This is a genomic window from Clostridium sp. C1 (assembly GCF_018223625.1).
GTDB lineage: Bacteria > Bacillota_I > Bacilli_A > Erysipelotrichales > Coprobacillaceae > Allocoprobacillus.
The window spans coordinates 918,256-937,067 of the sequence record NZ_CP073631.1; the positions used below are offsets into that span (position 1 = coordinate 918,256).

Annotated in this window: 18 protein-coding genes and 1 other annotated feature; of the genes, 4 read left to right on the forward strand and 14 right to left on the reverse strand. The window is 30.7% G+C overall.

The annotated features are described in order from the left end of the window. Positions 1–3 precede the first annotated feature (3 nt). The 4 genes from KEC48_RS05005 to murC form a co-directional block, all read right to left on the reverse strand. Entirely contained in the window at positions 4–1,020 is a 1,017-nt protein-coding gene (locus KEC48_RS05005; protein WP_087357860.1) for a LacI family DNA-binding transcriptional regulator, read from the reverse strand. A gap of 2 nt (positions 1,021–1,022) precedes the next feature. After that, complete coding sequence (locus tag KEC48_RS05010) at positions 1,023–1,505, reverse strand: YtxH domain-containing protein (RefSeq protein ID WP_211964764.1); 483 nt, start codon at positions 1,503–1,505, stop codon at positions 1,023–1,025. Positions 1,506–1,523: 18 nt separating this feature from the next. Beyond that, the gene (locus KEC48_RS05015) at positions 1,524–1,823 is read right to left on the reverse strand and encodes a DUF948 domain-containing protein (RefSeq protein WP_211964766.1); all 300 of its coding nucleotides are present in this window, start codon (positions 1,821–1,823) and stop codon (positions 1,524–1,526) included. 62 nt (positions 1,824–1,885) lie between these two features. Further along, complete coding sequence (murC, locus tag KEC48_RS05020) at positions 1,886–3,196, reverse strand: UDP-N-acetylmuramate--L-alanine ligase (RefSeq protein WP_205089089.1); 1,311 nt, start codon at positions 3,194–3,196, stop codon at positions 1,886–1,888. Positions 3,197–3,323: 127 nt separating this feature from the next. Here murC and KEC48_RS05025 point away from each other — a divergent pair, with 127 nt between their 5' ends. The 4 genes from KEC48_RS05025 (at position 3,324) to KEC48_RS05040 (ending at position 5,866) form a co-directional block, all read left to right on the forward strand. Then, positions 3,324–3,461, forward strand: a complete 138-nt coding sequence (locus KEC48_RS05025; RefSeq protein WP_211964767.1) for a hypothetical protein — start codon at positions 3,324–3,326, stop codon at positions 3,459–3,461. Between the two features lie 72 nt (positions 3,462–3,533). Then, a complete protein-coding gene (locus KEC48_RS05030) occupies positions 3,534–4,232 on the forward strand; it encodes a LytTR family DNA-binding domain-containing protein (protein ID WP_087357864.1) in 699 nt (232 codons plus the stop codon). A 1-nt stretch (position 4,233) separates the two neighbouring features. Beyond that, positions 4,234–5,052 carry a hypothetical protein gene (locus KEC48_RS05035; protein WP_211964768.1) on the forward strand — a complete coding sequence of 273 codons (819 nt, stop codon included), beginning with the start codon at positions 4,234–4,236 and terminating at the stop codon, positions 5,050–5,052. Beyond that, complete coding sequence (locus KEC48_RS05040) at positions 5,033–5,866, forward strand: GHKL domain-containing protein (protein WP_211964769.1); 834 nt, start codon at positions 5,033–5,035, stop codon at positions 5,864–5,866. Before KEC48_RS05035 ends, KEC48_RS05040 begins: the two co-directional genes overlap by 20 nt. An 8-nt stretch (positions 5,867–5,874) precedes the next feature. Here KEC48_RS05040 and KEC48_RS05045 read toward each other — a convergent pair whose 3' ends face one another. From KEC48_RS05045 to recJ, 10 genes are all read right to left on the reverse strand, one after another. Further along, on the reverse strand, positions 5,875–6,657 hold the full coding sequence (locus tag KEC48_RS05045) for a hypothetical protein (protein ID WP_211964770.1): 783 nt from the start codon (positions 6,655–6,657) through the stop codon (positions 5,875–5,877). 116 nt (positions 6,658–6,773) lie between these two features. Continuing rightward, complete coding sequence (locus tag KEC48_RS05050) at positions 6,774–7,856, reverse strand: Xaa-Pro peptidase family protein (RefSeq protein ID WP_211964771.1); 1,083 nt, start codon at positions 7,854–7,856, stop codon at positions 6,774–6,776. Beyond that, the gene (aspS, locus tag KEC48_RS05055; RefSeq protein WP_249191410.1) at positions 7,834–9,600 is read right to left on the reverse strand and encodes an aspartate--tRNA ligase; all 1,767 of its coding nucleotides are present in this window, start codon (positions 9,598–9,600) and stop codon (positions 7,834–7,836) included. Before aspS ends, KEC48_RS05050 begins: the two co-directional genes overlap by 23 nt. Beyond that, on the reverse strand, positions 9,593–10,873 hold the full coding sequence (gene hisS / locus KEC48_RS05060) for a histidine--tRNA ligase (RefSeq protein ID WP_205089095.1): 1,281 nt from the start codon (positions 10,871–10,873) through the stop codon (positions 9,593–9,595). The genes aspS and hisS overlap by 8 nt, the downstream gene beginning before the upstream one ends. Positions 10,874–10,906: 33 nt before the next feature. Next, positions 10,907–11,091 (reverse strand) — a binding site (T-box leader). A gap of 34 nt (positions 11,092–11,125) precedes the next feature. Continuing rightward, positions 11,126–11,983 carry a hypothetical protein gene (locus tag KEC48_RS05065; protein WP_211964774.1) on the reverse strand — a complete coding sequence of 286 codons (858 nt, stop codon included), beginning with the start codon at positions 11,981–11,983 and terminating at the stop codon, positions 11,126–11,128. Then, positions 11,980–12,813 carry an ATP-binding protein gene (locus KEC48_RS05070; RefSeq protein ID WP_211964776.1) on the reverse strand — a complete coding sequence of 278 codons (834 nt, stop codon included), beginning with the start codon at positions 12,811–12,813 and terminating at the stop codon, positions 11,980–11,982. The genes KEC48_RS05065 and KEC48_RS05070 overlap by 4 nt, the downstream gene beginning before the upstream one ends. Beyond that, positions 12,810–13,502, reverse strand: coding sequence for a LytTR family DNA-binding domain-containing protein (locus tag KEC48_RS05075; RefSeq protein ID WP_211964778.1), 693 nt, complete (start codon positions 13,500–13,502; stop codon positions 12,810–12,812). Before KEC48_RS05075 ends, KEC48_RS05070 begins: the two co-directional genes overlap by 4 nt. 731 nt (positions 13,503–14,233) lie before the next feature. Then, complete coding sequence (locus KEC48_RS05080) at positions 14,234–16,447, reverse strand: bifunctional (p)ppGpp synthetase/guanosine-3',5'-bis(diphosphate) 3'-pyrophosphohydrolase (RefSeq protein WP_087357875.1); 2,214 nt, start codon at positions 16,445–16,447, stop codon at positions 14,234–14,236. Positions 16,448–16,492: 45 nt separating this feature from the next. Next, positions 16,493–17,005: an adenine phosphoribosyltransferase gene (locus KEC48_RS05085; protein WP_087357876.1), complete on the reverse strand. Its 513-nt coding sequence runs from the start codon at positions 17,003–17,005 to the stop codon at positions 16,493–16,495. 59 nt (positions 17,006–17,064) lie between these two features. Continuing rightward, positions 17,065–18,687, reverse strand: coding sequence for a single-stranded-DNA-specific exonuclease RecJ (recJ, locus tag KEC48_RS05090; RefSeq protein WP_087357877.1), 1,623 nt, complete (start codon positions 18,685–18,687; stop codon positions 17,065–17,067). Between the last annotated feature and the right edge of the window lie 125 nt (positions 18,688–18,812).

Here is an 18,812-nt window from a genome sequence, read left to right on the forward strand (position 1 = left end):
AGCTTAGAAGTCTTTCTTTGTTGTGGCACGTGGCATCAATAAATGTTGAATAACCACTGCCTTATTTTCAATTTCTTCTTCATTTAAAATCTTTGTCAATAAACGAACAGCCAAAGCTCCCATATCATAAACAGGAACATGAATAGAAGTCAATGATGGTCGACAAATTAAAGCATAGCTTGTATTCATCATACCAATAACTTCCATATCTTCTGGAATATGAATACCATTATCAATTGCAGCATTCACCACAGCCACAGCTTCTTTATCATAACTTGTAAAAACCAAATCATGGCGATGTGATTGAAAATATTCTAAAAATTGTGGATAGCTTTTTTCATAATGCGATGATGTATGAACAACCTGTTTTTCCAAATCAAAAGTCAATTGATATTTTTGATAAGCTTCTTGGATTCCTACAATCATCTCTGCAACATTAATTAAATTCTGTTTTGGAGAAACAAATAAAATATCACTTTTCCCTTTTGCCAGATAACGATCAACAACTTCATATGCCATTTTTTTCGCATCAGCAAAAATAGAACCCATATATTTTCCTGTCACGCGTGTTCCAATGACTACAGCAGGTATTTTATATTTATTAACCAATGTAATTTCTTTATCAATTTCTTCATTATTAAACAAAATAACGCCATCTGCACGTGATTTAACAACTTTTTCAATAACTGTTTCAATAGGATTTCCATCTCCTATCTCATCTGTTGTATAAATACTGACATTATAATCTAAGCGACGACTTGTATCACCAATTCCACCAATCATATCCTTGACATGAGCAAATAATGATTGAGGAAAAACAATTGCTATTGTTGTTGTCTTGCTTGTTGCAAGACCTCTGGCAATTTGATTCGGTTTGAAATCTAAACGTTGAATAGCTTCAAGAACTTTATCACGTGTTTTCGGTTTGACAACATTAGAGCCATTAATAACACGTGAAACTGTTGCCAGAGAAACTCCTGCTTCTCTAGCAACATCATAAATTGTGACATTTTTACCCATGATTAATCTTTAATTTCTTCAATCATTTCATCTAATTTTTCTTCAACATCTTCGATTTCATCTTCAAAAGCTTCAAAATATTGATCATCTACAGATGAATCTAAAACCTTTGTTTTCACTTCCTCAAGTTTATCATTCACTTTTTTTGTTAAATCAACAACACCTTCACGAATTGTTAAATACTGATCGCTTTCTTTCACTTTATTCGCAAATTCTTCTAATTTTGCTTCCAATTCACCTAATTTATCTTTTGTCGTTGCTTTAAAAGTATCCATATCAAATTCATCTACAAATTTTTTCACTGTTTCAATTGTTTGACCTAACAATGCTTCAAGATCTTCTTTTGTCATATTCTTTAAATTATCATATGCCTTTAAAGATTCACGCTTAATATCTTCTCTTAATTCACTCCCCTTTTTAGGAGCTAACAATAAACCTGCAACAGCTCCAATCCCTAAACCAACTAAAAACTTTCCAAATTTCATTTTTATCACCTTTCTTTTCTATTTTTTTCTTCTTATCAAAGAAGTTAAAAATCCCAAAACACCAAATAACCCAGACTTCATACCACCTCTAGAAAAGATACCACTGACTAATTCTACAGGTGCATTTAACATATCCATCTTATGATTGACATCGTCTAAAATATGATCAATTTTTTGTATTGTTGTTTCCAACATTGTCATTAAAACAGTCGTTTCCTTGACAGCTAAAGACATTCTGATGAACAATAGACCTAAACTCAAAAGAGCAAAAGCCCCTGATAAAATCAAAATGCAATAACAAATTAATTGTGCATCCATAAATTCTCCTTTCCGGCATTTTCCATATTATACCATAAATAACATATGATGAAAAGATAAGCCTAATGAGATTCCTTGTAAGCAATCACTTGATCTTCTAATTTATAAATATCCTTACTACTCATAAAGAGGTAAACAACATTATCATATTGACTTAATAGTTTGACTGCTTCTTCATCTTCATGAATCACTTGAGCACGTGGATTGTACTTGGCAATGTCATAAATGTCTATATCAATACCAGGTTCTTTCTTCGCGTTTTCTGGAAAATGAACAAAGAAAGGATAATCTGCTAAATCCATTGCTTCAGCAAATTCTTTAGCAAATCTCAATCCTCTTGAAAAACGATCAGGCTGGAATACTGCCACAATCTTTTTATGTGGATAACGTGAGCGTGTTGCTTCAATGACATAACGGATTGCTGTTGGATGATGAGCATAATCATCCACATAAATATTATTCCCAGAAGTTTTAACTGTATAACGACGTTTGACACCATCAAATGTTGATAAACGTTCTTGAATATAATCAGCACTCATATTTTCCAGATATCCTAAAGTAATGACAGCCAAAGAATCATATAACATATGCATTCCATAAAATGGTAAAGCAAAATGTCCAAAGAGTTCCTGATGAATATAAACATCAAAAGATAAACCATGATCATTATTAATAATATTTTTAGCGATTACATCATTTTTTTCACCTGTTCCAAATTTTAAAACACGTTTTTGATAATGGAGATGTGGTAAATGTGGATCATCACCCCAAATAATCACTGTATCTTTGACCTGATTAGCATATTGTTCAAATGATTTTTCATACTGTTCCATAGATTTAAAATAATCTACATGATCCATTTCAATATTATTGATAATTGCATAAGTTGGATAATAATGTAAAAAATGATCCTGATATTCACATGTTTCAGCAATAAAATATTTGCTATCTTCAACCGCATGTCCAGTTCCATCCCCAATTAATACAGATGTCTTATCAAATTCTTTAAACAAATGATAAGCCATCCCTGTTGTGGTGGTTTTTCCATGTGTCCCAGCAATACCAATAGAAATATACTGATCCATTAAATGTCCTAAAAAATCATAATAAGTATGTGTTTTGACATTGGGATTATTTAACGCTGCTTTCACTTCTTCATTTGTTTCATCAAAAGCATTCCCAATAATCACATCATAACCATCATGAATATTATTTTTATTAAAAGAGTAAATAGGAATTCCTCTTTTTCTCAATTCTTCTTCAATAAAAATATATTTATCAATATCACTTCCTGCCACTTCATATCCTAAATCAAATAAAATCGTCGCAAGAGAAGCCATTCCAGAACCTTTAATTCCAATAAAATAATACATACTCTTATTCACCTCATCTTTTATTCTAGCATAAATTTTAAAAAAAGTATTCTCTATCTTTTTATTTTTTTATAATTTTTCCAATTTAACACATACTAATAATGTCAATAGAAAGAAAGGAGAAATTATGAGTCACAAAAAATCTAAAAACAGACAAAAACACAATGCTTACAAAGGATATAACCAAAATCAACAAGCCAGTTATAGTGGTGAAGATGGTTTAATGAGTGAAAAATACAAAGAAAACTCAAATGCTCAAGAATAATGTAAGAAGCTATGAAATTTGATTTCATAGCTTTTTGATTGTGTTATAATAAAAACATGAGGAGTGATCACTATGCAAAGTATAATTATTGTAGATGATATGAATGAACATATCCAATACATAAAAAATATCATTCAAGATATGTCCTATTCTTTTCGTATTCAAACTTTTCATAATATTCAAGCATTTCAATCACAAATCCAGCAATTTGATGATGATGCCATTATCATCATGGATATTTTATTAGGACAAAATGATGGTATTGAACTGGCGAAACAGCTCAATCAATTACAACGCCATTTTCAAATTATTTTTGTGAGTAGTTATCTTGAAAAAGCAACCCTTGTTTATGATACAAAACATTGTTATTTTGTTTATAAACCAGAAGCTACCCAAAGATTACCAATGGCTATTTTAAAAGCTATGCAAAATATTCAAAATGAAAAACGTGTGCTTGTGATTGATTTAAAAGATGGTACAACATGTATTTTATTAAAAGATATTCTTTATATCGAAAGAATTCAGCGTTATTCTTATATCCATACACCTTATGAAGTCATCAAAACATCATTGAAAATCAAAGACCTATTACAACAATTGACACTCCCTTTTATTCGTACGCATAATAGCTACATTATCAATGCTCAATATGTCAAAGAATTAAAAAGAATACATGTTATTCTCCAAAATCAACAATCCATTCCAATCAGTCGAGCATATCAAGAACATCTAAAACAACAATTTCATCTCTTTTTAATGCAACAGCTTTAATATGAGTTCACTTGATATTCTTCGTACATGTTCTTATGCTCTTAACTGGTTGCTTTATTTTTATCTTGTTCATCATATTTTTCCTAAAAAACTCAATTCTATGCATATCATGCTTATTATTTGTATGACAATTATTGGGTCTTTGATTTCGTCTAATCTATTCTATTTAAATTTCATTTATAAAAACATTGTTTCATTAATCATCTTTATTTCTACTTGTTATATCATATATCATAAACCATTAAAACGTCTATTAATGATCTATATCTATAACTTTATTTTATCCATCATTGGAGAAGCATTGATAGCTCCTATATTCATTGATTCCAATCTTTCATTGTCCTCATGGTCCCTCGCTTTTACTATGCAAAACTTATTTTTCTTTATTGAAATTAAAATATTTCTTATCTTTTATCACAAAAAGATTCACAATCTTTTAACAGAGCATTTTTCATACTTACTGATTATTTCTTTACTTATTTTATTTTCTGTCTTTACATGTATTTTTATGAATATGCATTATATTAAATATATCTCTCTTGCGCTGTCACAAATTAATATGATTATTTTCATTTCTTTTATTATCATGTTGATTCTTTTTGTTCTATCTATCATCAAGCTTCAAAAGATATATATTGAACTCAAAAATAAATGGCTCATTCAAAGCCTTTTAGATGAATACCAAAAACAATGTTTTGAAACAACCAAACATCAACAACAATTAGAATATCAGCGATTACGCCATGATATTATCAATTATATTGAAACTTATCAAAGGCTTTATAAAAAGGATGATTCATATGAAAATATACAAAAATAAAAAATACATTATTCCTTTCTTTATCTTTAATGAATGTCTGATTATCATTATGATGCTTTCTTTACTCTTACAATCAACCTATTCCGTATTTCTTTTTATCATGATTATCTTTTTCAATGTTGTTTCCTTTTATATCTATCTTAAAATATATACATATATCCAAGAAACAGCTTTAATGGATGCTCAAAAAATCCTTTATGAAAAACAATTTCAAATCCAACGTGAACATGAATCCATCCAAAAAGAAAATCACCGTTTCATGAAAAAAATATCCCAAGATATTTTTCAACAACTCCAAAATCAATCCTTAGAAACCATTCCTCCAAAAGAAATGAGAAGTTTTGCTGAAAAACTCATGCACCAGCATACTAATCTCTATCAAAATCATTATTGTGAAAATCAAATCATTGATGCCATATTGTACAATAAATCTATTATTGCAAGAGAATATGATATTCCCTTCCACATCCACGTTTATGTTCCTCAACAGTTATCCATTGAACCGATTGATCTCATTTCTTTATATACCAATTTATTAGATAACGCTATTGAAGCATCACTCTTATTAGATAAAGAAAAAAGATTCATTGAAATTCATTCTCATTGTTATAATGACTATCTGATCATTCAAATATCTAATCATTATCAACAATCATCATCACATTTTCTAACAACTAAAAAGAATAAACAAGAACATGGATTAGGTTTACAAATCGTCCAACAAGTTCTCAATAAATATCACGGTATGATGGATATTCAATCTCATAATCAAACATTACAAATCAACATAACATTAAAAAGCTATTCTCATTGAATAGCTTTTTAAAATTCAATAAATTCTTTGACTTCATTAGATTTTTTCCCTTGAATACTAGTAATAGATTGATGAATACTTTCTTCATCTATAGATACATCTTCATTATACTGAGAATAAGTATATTCAGTTTTATAAATGTTATCTGGTTGCTTATTTGTTTCCTTATCCAAAATCATGACAACCTGTGAAACAATTTGAGCATCACTATTAACCGTAATATCTTGAACGAGAACTCCCGGTTTTTCTTCTACGCCCACCATCTCAATATTAGCCATATAGGTTGTCGACGATTCCAAATGATAAACAACATTATTATCGTTATTACTTTGTTTGCTAACAGTCAAATCATCAAAATCATCTGTAAAAAATTTTTTGTTCGTATTTTCCGTTGTTCTATAAAAAGTATCTTGATGAGCAAATTGACCTTTATTGACTATACCAATTTCTTGATATTTTTCTCCCAATAATATCTTTTGATCAGCGTCAATACCTTTGTATTGTGTAAAAGCATAAATTTGATTTTCTTTTTTCCACAATTGTGTCTGACCTTTTCCCATTTCATGATTATCTACTGATGTATCCGTACTCAAACGTAATACTGATGTCGTATTTTGATTAAGATAGTCTATGAGTGCTAAAATTTCTTCTTTTTCGTTTGTTGCCTCTTTGATAACTTCCTCATATTTTGTAGAAGTCGATGTTTCTTTTGGGTGATCTTGTAAAGAAGATTGACAACCTGTGATAACTACAGCAAATAAGATACATAATAATATTTTTGTGATCTTCATTGTTTTCCCTCCCTTGTATTTATTCTATCTTTTTATATCTTATCAAACAATATGGACTACATAATTATCATTATTTTTAACATTTTTAGCAAACAAAAAAGGTTAGAGCTTTCACCCTAACCAATAATCATTAAATCTTTTGGATAATGATTTAAAACTTCACAGCCATCTTCTGTCACTAAAACCAAATCTTCAATTCTGACACCAAATTCACCTTGAATATAAATACCCGGTTCAATTGAGAAAATCATTCCCGGTTCTACAGGCATATCAAATGATGCTGAAACATCACCATATTCATGAACATCTCTACCAATAAAATGTCCTAAACGATGATTAAAGTTTGGTCCATAACCTGCTTCACTAATGATATCTCTGGCCGTCTTATCAATATCACATAGTCTGACACCCGGTTTAATCATAGCTTCAGCTACTTCATTTGCTTTTTTGACTAATTCATAGACTTCTCTTTGTTTATCAGAAACTTCTTTATAAAAGACTGTTCTTGTCATATCACTGCAATATCCTTGATACAGTCCACCCATGTCAATAACAATGCTGTCACCTGGTTTTAATGTTGAATCATCACAACCATGATGTCCATCAGCACCATTGGCACCATATCCAACAATAGGTTCAAAAGAATTACCGCTGCATCCTAATGACTGGAAAATACCATCCAGTTGCTTAGCAACTTGTTTTTCAGTTAAATTTCCTTGAGCACATAGTTGAATGACTTGATCAATTGCCTGATCATTGAGTAAACTTGATTGACGCATCAAGTCAATTTCTTCTTCATCTTTATGCATACGAACATAATCTACACAGATTGAGCCTAATTCAAAACAACATTCTTCATTTGCCAGCTCCATAACTCTCATCAAGAATCTGGCTTCCCAGTTTTTATCGATACCTACACAATGAGCCTCTTTTAAGACTTCAGCAATTTTTGCTGGACCATCTTCTGTATCATCATACCAAATAATATTTAAATCCAGTTCTTGATCTAAATAAAATAAACGATTTAAAAATAAAGTGTGATGTCCATCTAATGATAAAACCAGTGCATACATTCTTTCTCCGGGATGATTGTCATAACCGATCAAATAATTGATAGAGCTAGGATCACTGATAATCAGATGATCCATTCCTCTTTCTCCCATTTGTTTTAAGACATTATTCACTCTTATCAGATTCATATTCTTTCACTCCTATTCCTAATTCTTCTAATTGCGCATCAGCAACAGGTGTTGGTGCTTTTGACATTGGGCAAGTCGCACTCGTATTTTTAGGGAAAGCAATAACATCTCTTAATGAATCACATCCACATAATAACATGGCGATACGATCTAATCCTAAAGCAAATCCTCCATGTGGTGGTGTTCCATATTGTAATCCTTCCACAAACCATCCAAATTGAGCATCAATTTGTTCTTGTGTAAATCCTAATGCTTTAAATGCTCTTTCTTGAACATTTTGATCATAAATTCTTTGTGATCCTCCACCTAATTCATAACCATTTAAAACAATATCATAAGCATCTGCCAGACAATGTTCTGGATCTGTTTCTAATTTATCCAAATCTTCATCTTTTGGTTTGGTAAATGGATGATGTTTCGCATAATATCTTTGTGTTTCATCATCATATTCAAACATTGGAAAATCAACAACCCATAAGAAATCAAAAGTATTTGGATCATATAATTTCAATTCTTTTCCTAAATAGTTACGAATAGCCGCTAATGAATCACAGACAACTTCATATTTTGCATCTCCTACAAATAATAATAAATCACCTGCATGAGCATTCATCGCTGTTAATAATCTTTCTAATTGTTCTTCATTAAAGAATTTCGCAATCGGTCCTTGAACGCCTTCATCATTGACTTTAAGCCACGCTAAACCTTTTGCTTTATATGTTTTTGCCAGTTCTGTTAACTGATCAATCTTTTTACGTGAAAAATGATCAGCTTCACCAACAACATTGATTCCTTTGACATGTCCTCCAACATCTAAAGCATTTTTAAACACTGCAAAATCAACATCTTTGACAGTTTCATTCAAATTCACAAGTTCCAATCCAAAACGTGTATCTGGTTTATCAATTCCATATCTTTCCATCGCTTCATGCCAAGTCAAACGTCTTAAAGGCAATTCAATATCAATTCCTTTAACATCTTTCATTAATTTCTTAATCATGCCTTCACCAATTTCAAGAATCTGATCAGTTGACATAAAACTCATTTCTACGTCAACTTGAGTAAATTCAATCTGACGATCTGCACGTAAATCTTCATCTCTAAAACAACGTGCAATCTGATAATACCTTTCAAATCCAGCAACCATCAATAATTGTTTAAATAATTGAGGTGATTGTGGTAAAGCATAGAATGATCCTTTATGAACACGTGATGGAACTAAGAAATCTCTGGCTCCTTCTGGTGTAGAACGGTTTAAATAAGGTGTTTCAATATCCACAAAATCCAAGTTATCTAAATACTCACGGATACTTCTGGTAATCTGATGTCTTGTCATGATATTTTTTTGCATGACTGGACGTCTTAAATCCAAATAACGGTATTGCATTCTTGTTTCTTCTAAAGCATCTGTTTCATCCCCAATAATCATTGGCGTTAATTTAGCTGTATTGATAATTGAAAAATCAGAAACTTGAATTTCAATATCACCTGTAGGAATTTTAGGATTTTTTGATGATCTTTCAATGACTGTTCCTTGAACAGATAAAATATATTCATTTTTGACTTCTTTTAGTCTTTCTTCAAAAGACTCATCAAAAATCACTTGAGTAATGCCATAACGATCTCTTAAATCAATAAAAACCAATGCTCCGAGATTTCTTTTTTTCGCAACCCATCCAATTAATTCAACATGTTGCCCAATATGTTCAATTCTTAATTCTCCATTATTATGTGTTCTATTCATGATCATGATCTCCTTCAAAATGATTTTCAATAAATTCAACAATATTTTCCAGTGGAACTTCCACTTGTTCTTTAGAATGATTACATTTCATATTCACAACTTCTTTTTTGACTTCTTCTTCCCCAATAATCATAGAAAAATGAGCATGATAACGATCAGCTGATTTAAACTGTCCTTTTAAACCACGATCACATTGATCCATATCACAAGTAAATCCATTAGCACGAAGCATTGTGATAATCTGCATTGCTAAATCTTTAGCCTCACTACCTAAAGGCATAATATAGACATCTAATCCTTCATCTTCCTGTGGTTCATCACCCAATGCGATCATCAATCTTTCCATTCCAAAAGCAAAACCTACACCAGGTGTCTGTGGTCCACCTAATTCTTCAACAAGTCCATTATAGCGACCACCCCCGCCAACTGTCGAACCAGCTCCTAATTTTGGATCATCAGAAATAATTTCAAAGACAGTATGTGAATAATAATCTAATCCTCTCACTAAGTTAGGATCAACAACGTAATCAATTTCCAAATCATCCAATAAAGCACAAACTTTATCAAAATGTGCTTTGGCACTCTCACTTAAATAATCAATAGTTTGAGGTGCTGTTTTCATCATTGGATGATCTTTATCCACTTTGCAATCTAAAATACGTAATGGATTTTTTTCATAACGCACCTGACAGTCATGACATAACTCATTTAAAACAGGTTGAAAATGATTTTGTAAAGCTTCACGATAAGCATCACGTGATTCCTGATCACCTAAAGAATTGATATGTAACTGAATATTTTTAAGTCCTAATGCTTCAACAACAGTCACTGCCATCAACATACATTCCACATCAACATAAGGTGATTCTACCCCTAACATTTCTACACCAAATTGATGGAATTGTCTTTGTCTACCATTTTGTGGTCTTTCATAACGAAACATTGGACCCATATAATAAATCTTCTGTAATTTTTCTGGTAATCCATATAATTTATTTTCAACATAAGCTCTTACAATTCCTGCTGTTCCTTCAGGTCTTAATGTCATTGAACGTCCTTTTTTATCCTCAAATGTATACATCTCTTTAGAAACAACATCGGTTGTATCTCCCACTGCACGATTAAATAATTCCGTATGTTCAAAAATAGGTGTTCTCATCTCTTTTACATTATAATTGGCACAGATTGTTCTTAATAACTGTTCCAACTCCTGCCACTTTCCAGATTGAGCAGGTAAAATATCTACTGTTCCTCTTGGTGCTTTATATGCCATTTTTATTCCTCCTTATAAATAAAAAAACGCCCATCTAAGGACGTTATAACGCGGTACCACCTTAGTTCATACAAAAAGTATGCCCTCTCTGTCTTAACGCGACTGACGGTTATTTTCATAACTTCCTCCAAAGTGTCCCACAGCTTCCTCTATCTGTTTTCACCACCCACAGACTCTCTACCAGATTATCACTATTTAATCTTCTTCAACGGATTGACATCATTATAAAAGATTCATCATGAAAAATCAAGTTCAATCCTGATTTTCATTCAACTTTGTTTCAATATCACTTTGCCATTGTTGTAAATATTCATTGGCTTTTTGAATATCCTGCTGATAAAGTAAAGATAAAGTCAACATATGATTTCTTTGATCATGTCTTATTTTTGATAAAACATCATTTCTTTTTCTTTGTTCCTGCATCAACAATTCAATCTTTTGATTTTGATATTCTACTGTCTTGAGATACTTCTGATGTTCAAAACCTTGATCAATCATACGAAAAATCAGATAAAAAATAAAAATAACCATGCCATAAATTACTATATTCAAAACAAAACTTTCAAAACTACCTAAAATAGACAATAAAAAATATTCAATAAAAAAGAATACAACTGTCTTGTTATCAAAAAATATCACATTCATTTTTTGATAAAGAAGACAAGAAAAATAATAAATCAAAGCTAAAGAGATGATTTTATAAAACAATGAACTGATAAATAATTGTTGATCATCCAAGAAAAGAGAAGCTAGATATAAATACATATCTTCAAATCCTATACGAATAATACCCGTTAATAGAATAAGCATTTGAAAAATAAAAGCACTTTTAAAATGTGCATCCATCAATCGTTGCATATAAAGCTGACGCAGACCATAAATCAATAAAAGAGCAATCAACCCTAAAAGAGAAATCGTGAGTTCTTTTTCACTATAATAATAACTCATATATGTTCCAACAAATGAAATCATCGTATATGGTAAATGGAAAAGAAGCGAAAGAATAAACATTTTAGAAAATGAATAACGATGAGTAAAAAGATTTTTTGTATAATAGACAAGGCAAAATGAAAACACAAACCACATCACACATGAATAACCAATAATCATTGACTTTCACCTTCATATAAGAAAATTGTCACGTCAAACCATCCATTATCTTGTTTTAATGTGATATCTCCATGATATGCTGCCACAATATCACGAATAATTTTTAAACCATATCCATGTCCCTGCTTCTTTTCAATCATTTGTTTTGGATCATAACTATTTTCTATTTGAATTCTTAAACAATGATATTTTTCTTTTATATGAAGCTTTATAAAAGGTCGTTGACATAATTTTGTCGCATTGATTGCATTATCAATCAAATTAAACATTAAAGAAGATAAATCAATATCAGATAAAAAAGTTTTTGAAGAAACATGAATATCACTTTCTACTATAATATCTTGATTCTCTGGTAAATTCAGTTTATAGGATAATATGGTATTCATTATCATATTTTGTGAGTATTCATTTTGGTATTGATTAATGGTTGCTTCTAAGCCTTCTAAATGTAATGAATGTGATTGTTTTGTATCGATATTTTTCAGCTGTTGGGATAATTGTTGATAATAGTGTATCTTTATGTCTTGAATGGTTGCATGTGATAATTGTTTTTCCTGCCAGAGTTCTTGTTGAATATGATAATAAAAGCGTTGATATAACTGTTGATAGTATTGTCCCAATAAATAGACAATCATTAAAAAAACAACACCAAAAAAGACACTGATAAAAGAAAATATAAAAGTATAAAAATTAGGATGATAAGTTTGATAAGAGTAGTCTAAAATATATGTAAAAAAATAACTTATAGATAAAGCCAGAAAACAAACAAAACACATAAAGATAAAGTATCTGTTTATTTTTTTATTTTTAAATAAAATGACTCTTTTCATAAAAAAATCCTTTCTTTCAAGAGATGATGATACTTGCGACTCACAGGAATCTCTTTTCCATTGATTAACTCAATAGAGGTTCTTTTCATAGACAAGATATACTTTTCATTGACAATATAGCTTTCATGTACTCTTAAAAAATGATGATTCAACCTTAACATTAAATCTGACAATTTTTCATGACTCGTATAAATATGGCCTTGATGATCTTCAATATAAGTAATTCTTAATTTTCTTTCTAAATATAAAATATGCGTCTGTTGTAAATAAAGGTTTTTATTTTTAGTATGAAGCATCAATTTTCTAGAAGCATAATAATCTAATATTTTTTCAACGAGAAGATCAATCTTTTGGGAAAAATCTTTCTTTTCAATATAGTAAAAAACAGAAGAATTAAAAATATCTTTATAATAATCATCATATTGTGATATATAGACAATTTGAATTTCTGGATGTTTTTGATATAATTTTCTTGCAAAATCAAGAGTTGTTCCCTGTTGTGTACAAATATCCAAAAATAAAATATCAAATGTCATCATCTCTTGATATAAAAGAGCCTCTAAATCATGTTCATCATTGAATGATGTTATTTCAAAAATAATTTGTGATTTTTTTAAAGCATTGGATAAAATTTGTAAAATATAGTCTAATTGTTCTTTTTGATCATCAAAAATTCCTATTTTCAACATACCCTCTCACCTAATGAACTATTCTACTGATTTTTTCATTACATATCAATTTAATGACATATTTGACAAATTTCGTGTTATTTTTAGTATATGAGCATAAAAAATAGGAATCAAGATTTTCACTTCTTGATTCCTATCCATTATTTTTAAAGAAGAAATATTATCTTCAATGTGATTCATTTATATTCATTTTTATAAATAACGATGACACTCTATTATCTATTAACTTATCTATATTTCTATGAATCAAAAACTATATCTATATAGATAATCTCATGAATAATGTTTCCATATTTTCGATAAAGCCATATCACAATGCCTTTTTTACTTATTGCTTATTTTTACAAACAATCAACTTTCTCATTCACTCATTATGATGACACTTTATTATATCATGAACTTTTTTGATGAAGACCTATCATTACCAGGTCTAACGTATGTTAGGGGGTAGAAGATCTCTTTCTAAACGATACTCTTTTGGAAGAAGGAGATTTTCCATGAATCTAGGTCCTAAATATAAAGTTTTGATTTTTCTAGTTTCTTTCATCTTTAAGACCTCCTTTCATTTCCTTTCCTTTTCTTCGTCTATATCATAACACATTTTTTATAAAATTGAAAGCCTTTTCATTTTCATATTATGAAAATATCATTTTCAATTTATCTTCTTTTTATCGTTGCTTTTTTGATTTTAAAAAATCATAAATAGATACATCTATTTATGATTGAAAAAGTTAGTGAATAACTCTTGAAATACTATAAACACCTTGTATTTTATTTAAATTATCAATTGTCAATTGTAGAAGTTCAGCATTCTCTACAGAAAGTTTTAATTGAATTTGTGCTTCTGTATCAACGACACCGGCATTAATATTTAAAATATTAACCTTAACCTGTCCTAATACAGTAATAATATCATTCAATAAATTAGGACGATCTAAACCTCTAATATCAATATCAACTTCAAAACGCTTTTGCATAATATTTGTATAATCCCAATAAACATCAATCAGACGTCCTTTTTCTACACCTTTTAGGTTAGGACAATCTGCACGATGAACTTTGATTCCTTGTCCTTTTGACACATACCCAATAATCTCATCACCGGGAATAGGATTACAACATTTCGATAATTGAACCTTTAATCCATCCACACCTTTGACACTAATACCTAAACTGCTGCTTTTCTTTTGATTCTTTAAAGCATTATTGTTTTTCTTTAAAATCTTTGAAAGATTATCAAAGAAACCAGTTTTTGATGGTAAGACTTTATCTATGAGCGTGGCAGCTGTAGCCTGTTTTTTCCCAATCACTAACATTAAATCATCAAAATTTCTAGCTCCAAAAGAGCCAAAATATGATTTATAAGTTTCTGGATCAAGAAATTTCTTTTCATCTAAATTACGTTTACGAATTTCTTCTTTTAAAAGCTTCTTTCCTTCTTCTATCGCTTCTTTTTGTGTTTCTGCATCTTTTTTAGAAATATATTGTCTAATTTTATTTCTGGCTCCGGCCGTTCTAACAAATTTTAACCAGTCTTCACTCGGTCCAGAATTTTTATTCGTTTTGATTTCACAGACATCACCTGTTTTCAGTTTGGTATTGATAGGGACCATGACATTATTAACGATTGCCCCTACCGCATGGTGACCGACTTCGGTATGAATACGATAGGCAAAATCAATAGGCGTTGCCCCATTAGGAAGTTCTACAATTTTTCCTTGTGGTGTCATAACATAGACATTGGCTTCAAAGATATCACGTTTTAATGAGTCATAATATTCTTTAGCGTCACCATCTTTAATTTCATCACTTAAAGTAATAAAATCGCCCAACCATTGTAATTTATCAACAATATCTTTTTGTTCCTGTCTTGATGAATAATCTTTTCCTTCTTTATATCGCCAATGAGAAGCCACTCCACGTTCTGCCAGTTCGTCCATTTCTTCAGTACGAATCTGTATTTCAAAAATATGTCCATCCTCACCAATAACAGCTGTGTGCAAAGATTGATACATATTAGGCTTAGGCATAGCAATATAATCTTTAAAACGACCCGGTAAAGGACGAAAATGATCATGAATAATACCTAAGACTTCATAACATTTCATTTTATCTTTTAAGATAATACGTAAAGCATTTAAATCATAAAGTTCATCAAAACGTTTATGTTTAATAACCATTTTTTTATAAATACTATAAATATGTTTTGCTCTACCTTTAATACGATAATCAATATGATTTTCATCCAGTAATTTTTCTACGGATTTCATCATTTTTTCAACAGATTCTTTTCTTTCACTACGTTTTTGTTCTAAGAGCTCAGAGATTTCAAGATAAGCTTTTGGATCTAAATAATGCAAACAAAGGTCTTCCAGTTCAATACGAATATCATTAATACCTAAACGATGTGCAATTGGTGCATAAACTTCCAATGTTTCCCTAGAAATGCGCTGTTGTTTAGCAGGAGGCATATACTGTAATGTACGCATATTATGCAAACGATCTGCCAATTTAATCAAGATTACGCGTATATCTTTTGCCATCGCAATATAAATCTTACGATGATTTTCAGCATAAACATCAGCTTCATCTTTAAATGGCATTTTATTGATTTTCGTTACACCTTCAACAAGACTGGTAATTTCTTCTCCAAAACGTTCGACCATTTCTTCACGAGGGACATCACAATCTTCCATGACATCATGTAAAAGTCCTGCCGCAATAGTTGTTGGTCCGGTCTGTAAAGTCGTCAGAATGTATGCTACCCAGATCAAATGAATCGTATAAGGTTCACCACTTTTACGTTTTTGTCCTTCATGTTTTACCATAATAAAATCATAAGCTTTTTGAATTAAATCAATACTTTCTTTTTTGGTAATGTAAGTTGAACAACTTTCCAAGACATCATCAAATGTCACTTGATCATGTGCTCCTTTATATTTCATAAATTCTTCCCCCTTTACTATGCAAAAAAAGAGACATCGTCCCTTTTAATACTTTAAGACTGAAAAAACGTCATAATCTTTTAAAAGTTCCCTTCCTTTTAATGCTTCAAGTTCAATTAAAAAAGCAGTTCCTACAACGTTTCCACCCATTTTTTCAATTAGAGTTATAGCCGCCTCAACTGTTCCACCAGTTGCTAATAAATCATCAACAACCAAAACATTTTGTCCAGCTTGAATACTATCACTATGCATTTGAATTTCATTTGAACCATATTCCAAATCATAAGATTGACTAATCACTTCTCGAGGAAGTTTTCCCGGTTTTCTAACAGGAACAAATCCACAATGTAATGCCAAAGCAACAGGACATCCAAATAAAAATCCTCTAGCTTCAGGTCCCACAATGACATCAACCTTTTTATCTTTTGCAAATTCACTGATTAATCGAATAGATTCTTGATATGCATCCTTATTGGCTAAAAGTGGTGTCACATCTCTAAAGATAACACCCGGTTCTGGAAAATCAGGAATATCTGCGATATACTTTTTTAAATCCATAGCTTAAAAGCCCTCCTTATTTTTCTATTATATCAAAATCTCTGCTTTTTATAAAGAGATTATACAATATCTTTAATAATAAAATTTATACTTTTTTGATGACGATATTCATTAATTTGTAATGTCCCAATGACATTCATTGTTTTTATATTTTTTAATTCACCATATAAATCTCCATGTTGAAAATACAACATAGACATCTGACCATGTGGAAATTGACTTTCCATCTTTAAATGTTTTCCTTGCCCCATTTGTTGAACACGAGAAACAGGAACATTCTTTAATATATATAAAGGTTCTTCATTTTTCATACCGAAAGGTTCTAATAATGATAAAGATTCTACACTGGAAAGTACAATATCATTTTCATCAATCTGCAAAACAGATGTTGTCGGTTGAAAATGCCTACCTTGTAAAGAGTCCTTAACACATTGACAAAATGAATCAAAATGAGCCTCATCAACCGTAAATCCTCCAGCTAAAGAATGACCTCCACAAATAACAAACTGATCTTGATGTTCCATAAAAAATTGATGCAAAGAAAAACCTTCTACACTTCTGGCACTGCCTTTATACAAACCTTTGTCTTTATCATGATTCATCACAAAACTTGGTCTTTCATATTCACGTGTATATTTTCCAGCAATCAACCCCATAATGCCTTCATGAATCTCATCACTTGCCCAGCAAAGAAAATCATCATTCATCTGCTGCTTGGCAAGTTCATACTGTTGGTTGGTCATTGTCTGTCTTTTGGTATTCAAAGATGTGGCCATTTGAGCCACTTGAACCATAAAATCACGAGGCGCATTTTTTAAGAAATATTTGACCAGAATATTAGGAGAACAGAGTTCTGGTAAACGACCAAAAGAATTGATCTTAGGTGCAATCACAAATCCAATACCATAAGTTGAATAAGTCTGCTGATTTCCTAACAATAATTCTAATGACAGATATTTTCCTTCTTTCATAAAAGTCAAAGCACGTCTAACCAGTGAACGATTTTCATTGAGTAATGGCATCATATCTGAAATGGTCGTAATTGCTGCCAGACAAAATAAATATTTATCTTGTCGTCCAAGCAATGCACTTGCCAGTTTATATGCAACATAGCCTCCTGATATTTCTTTAAAAGGATAATCTGGTGATAGCTTTGTATGAATAATTGTACAGGCATCTGGTAAATCTTGATCAAATTGATGATGATCTGTAATAATGACATCAATGCCCAGTTCATTGGCTCTTTCAACAGCTTCAAAAGCCTTCACACCATTATCCACAGTAATGATTAAAGTATAACCTTTTTCAGCCATCTGTTCTACACGCCTAACATTCAAGCCATAGCCATCTTCAAAGCGATGAGGAATATGATATCCTACTTTCACTCCCAGCTCTAAAAAAGCTTGCACAAGAATCGTTGTTGCTAAAATACCATCACAATCATAATCTCCATAAATACAGATTTTTTCATGCTGTTCAATCGCTTCATGGATTCTTTCCAATGTCATATCAGCTTCTTCAAACAATGAAAAATCATGATAGATCAAACGTGGATTCATCATTTCTTTCAATGTTTTTTCATCATATTGACGACTTTCAATGACTTTTGCTAATAAAGAATTGATATGATATCGAGCCTGAATCTGTTGATAATGTTGTGGTTCTATGATCTTATATTTCATAACTCACTTCAATCTCCTTCACATATAAAAGCATTATAACACACGTTGATTTGTGATTTCAAATCATTGACATTTTTCATTGTTCATTTTATTTCTTAAATAAAAAAGTCCTGCTAACATCACAG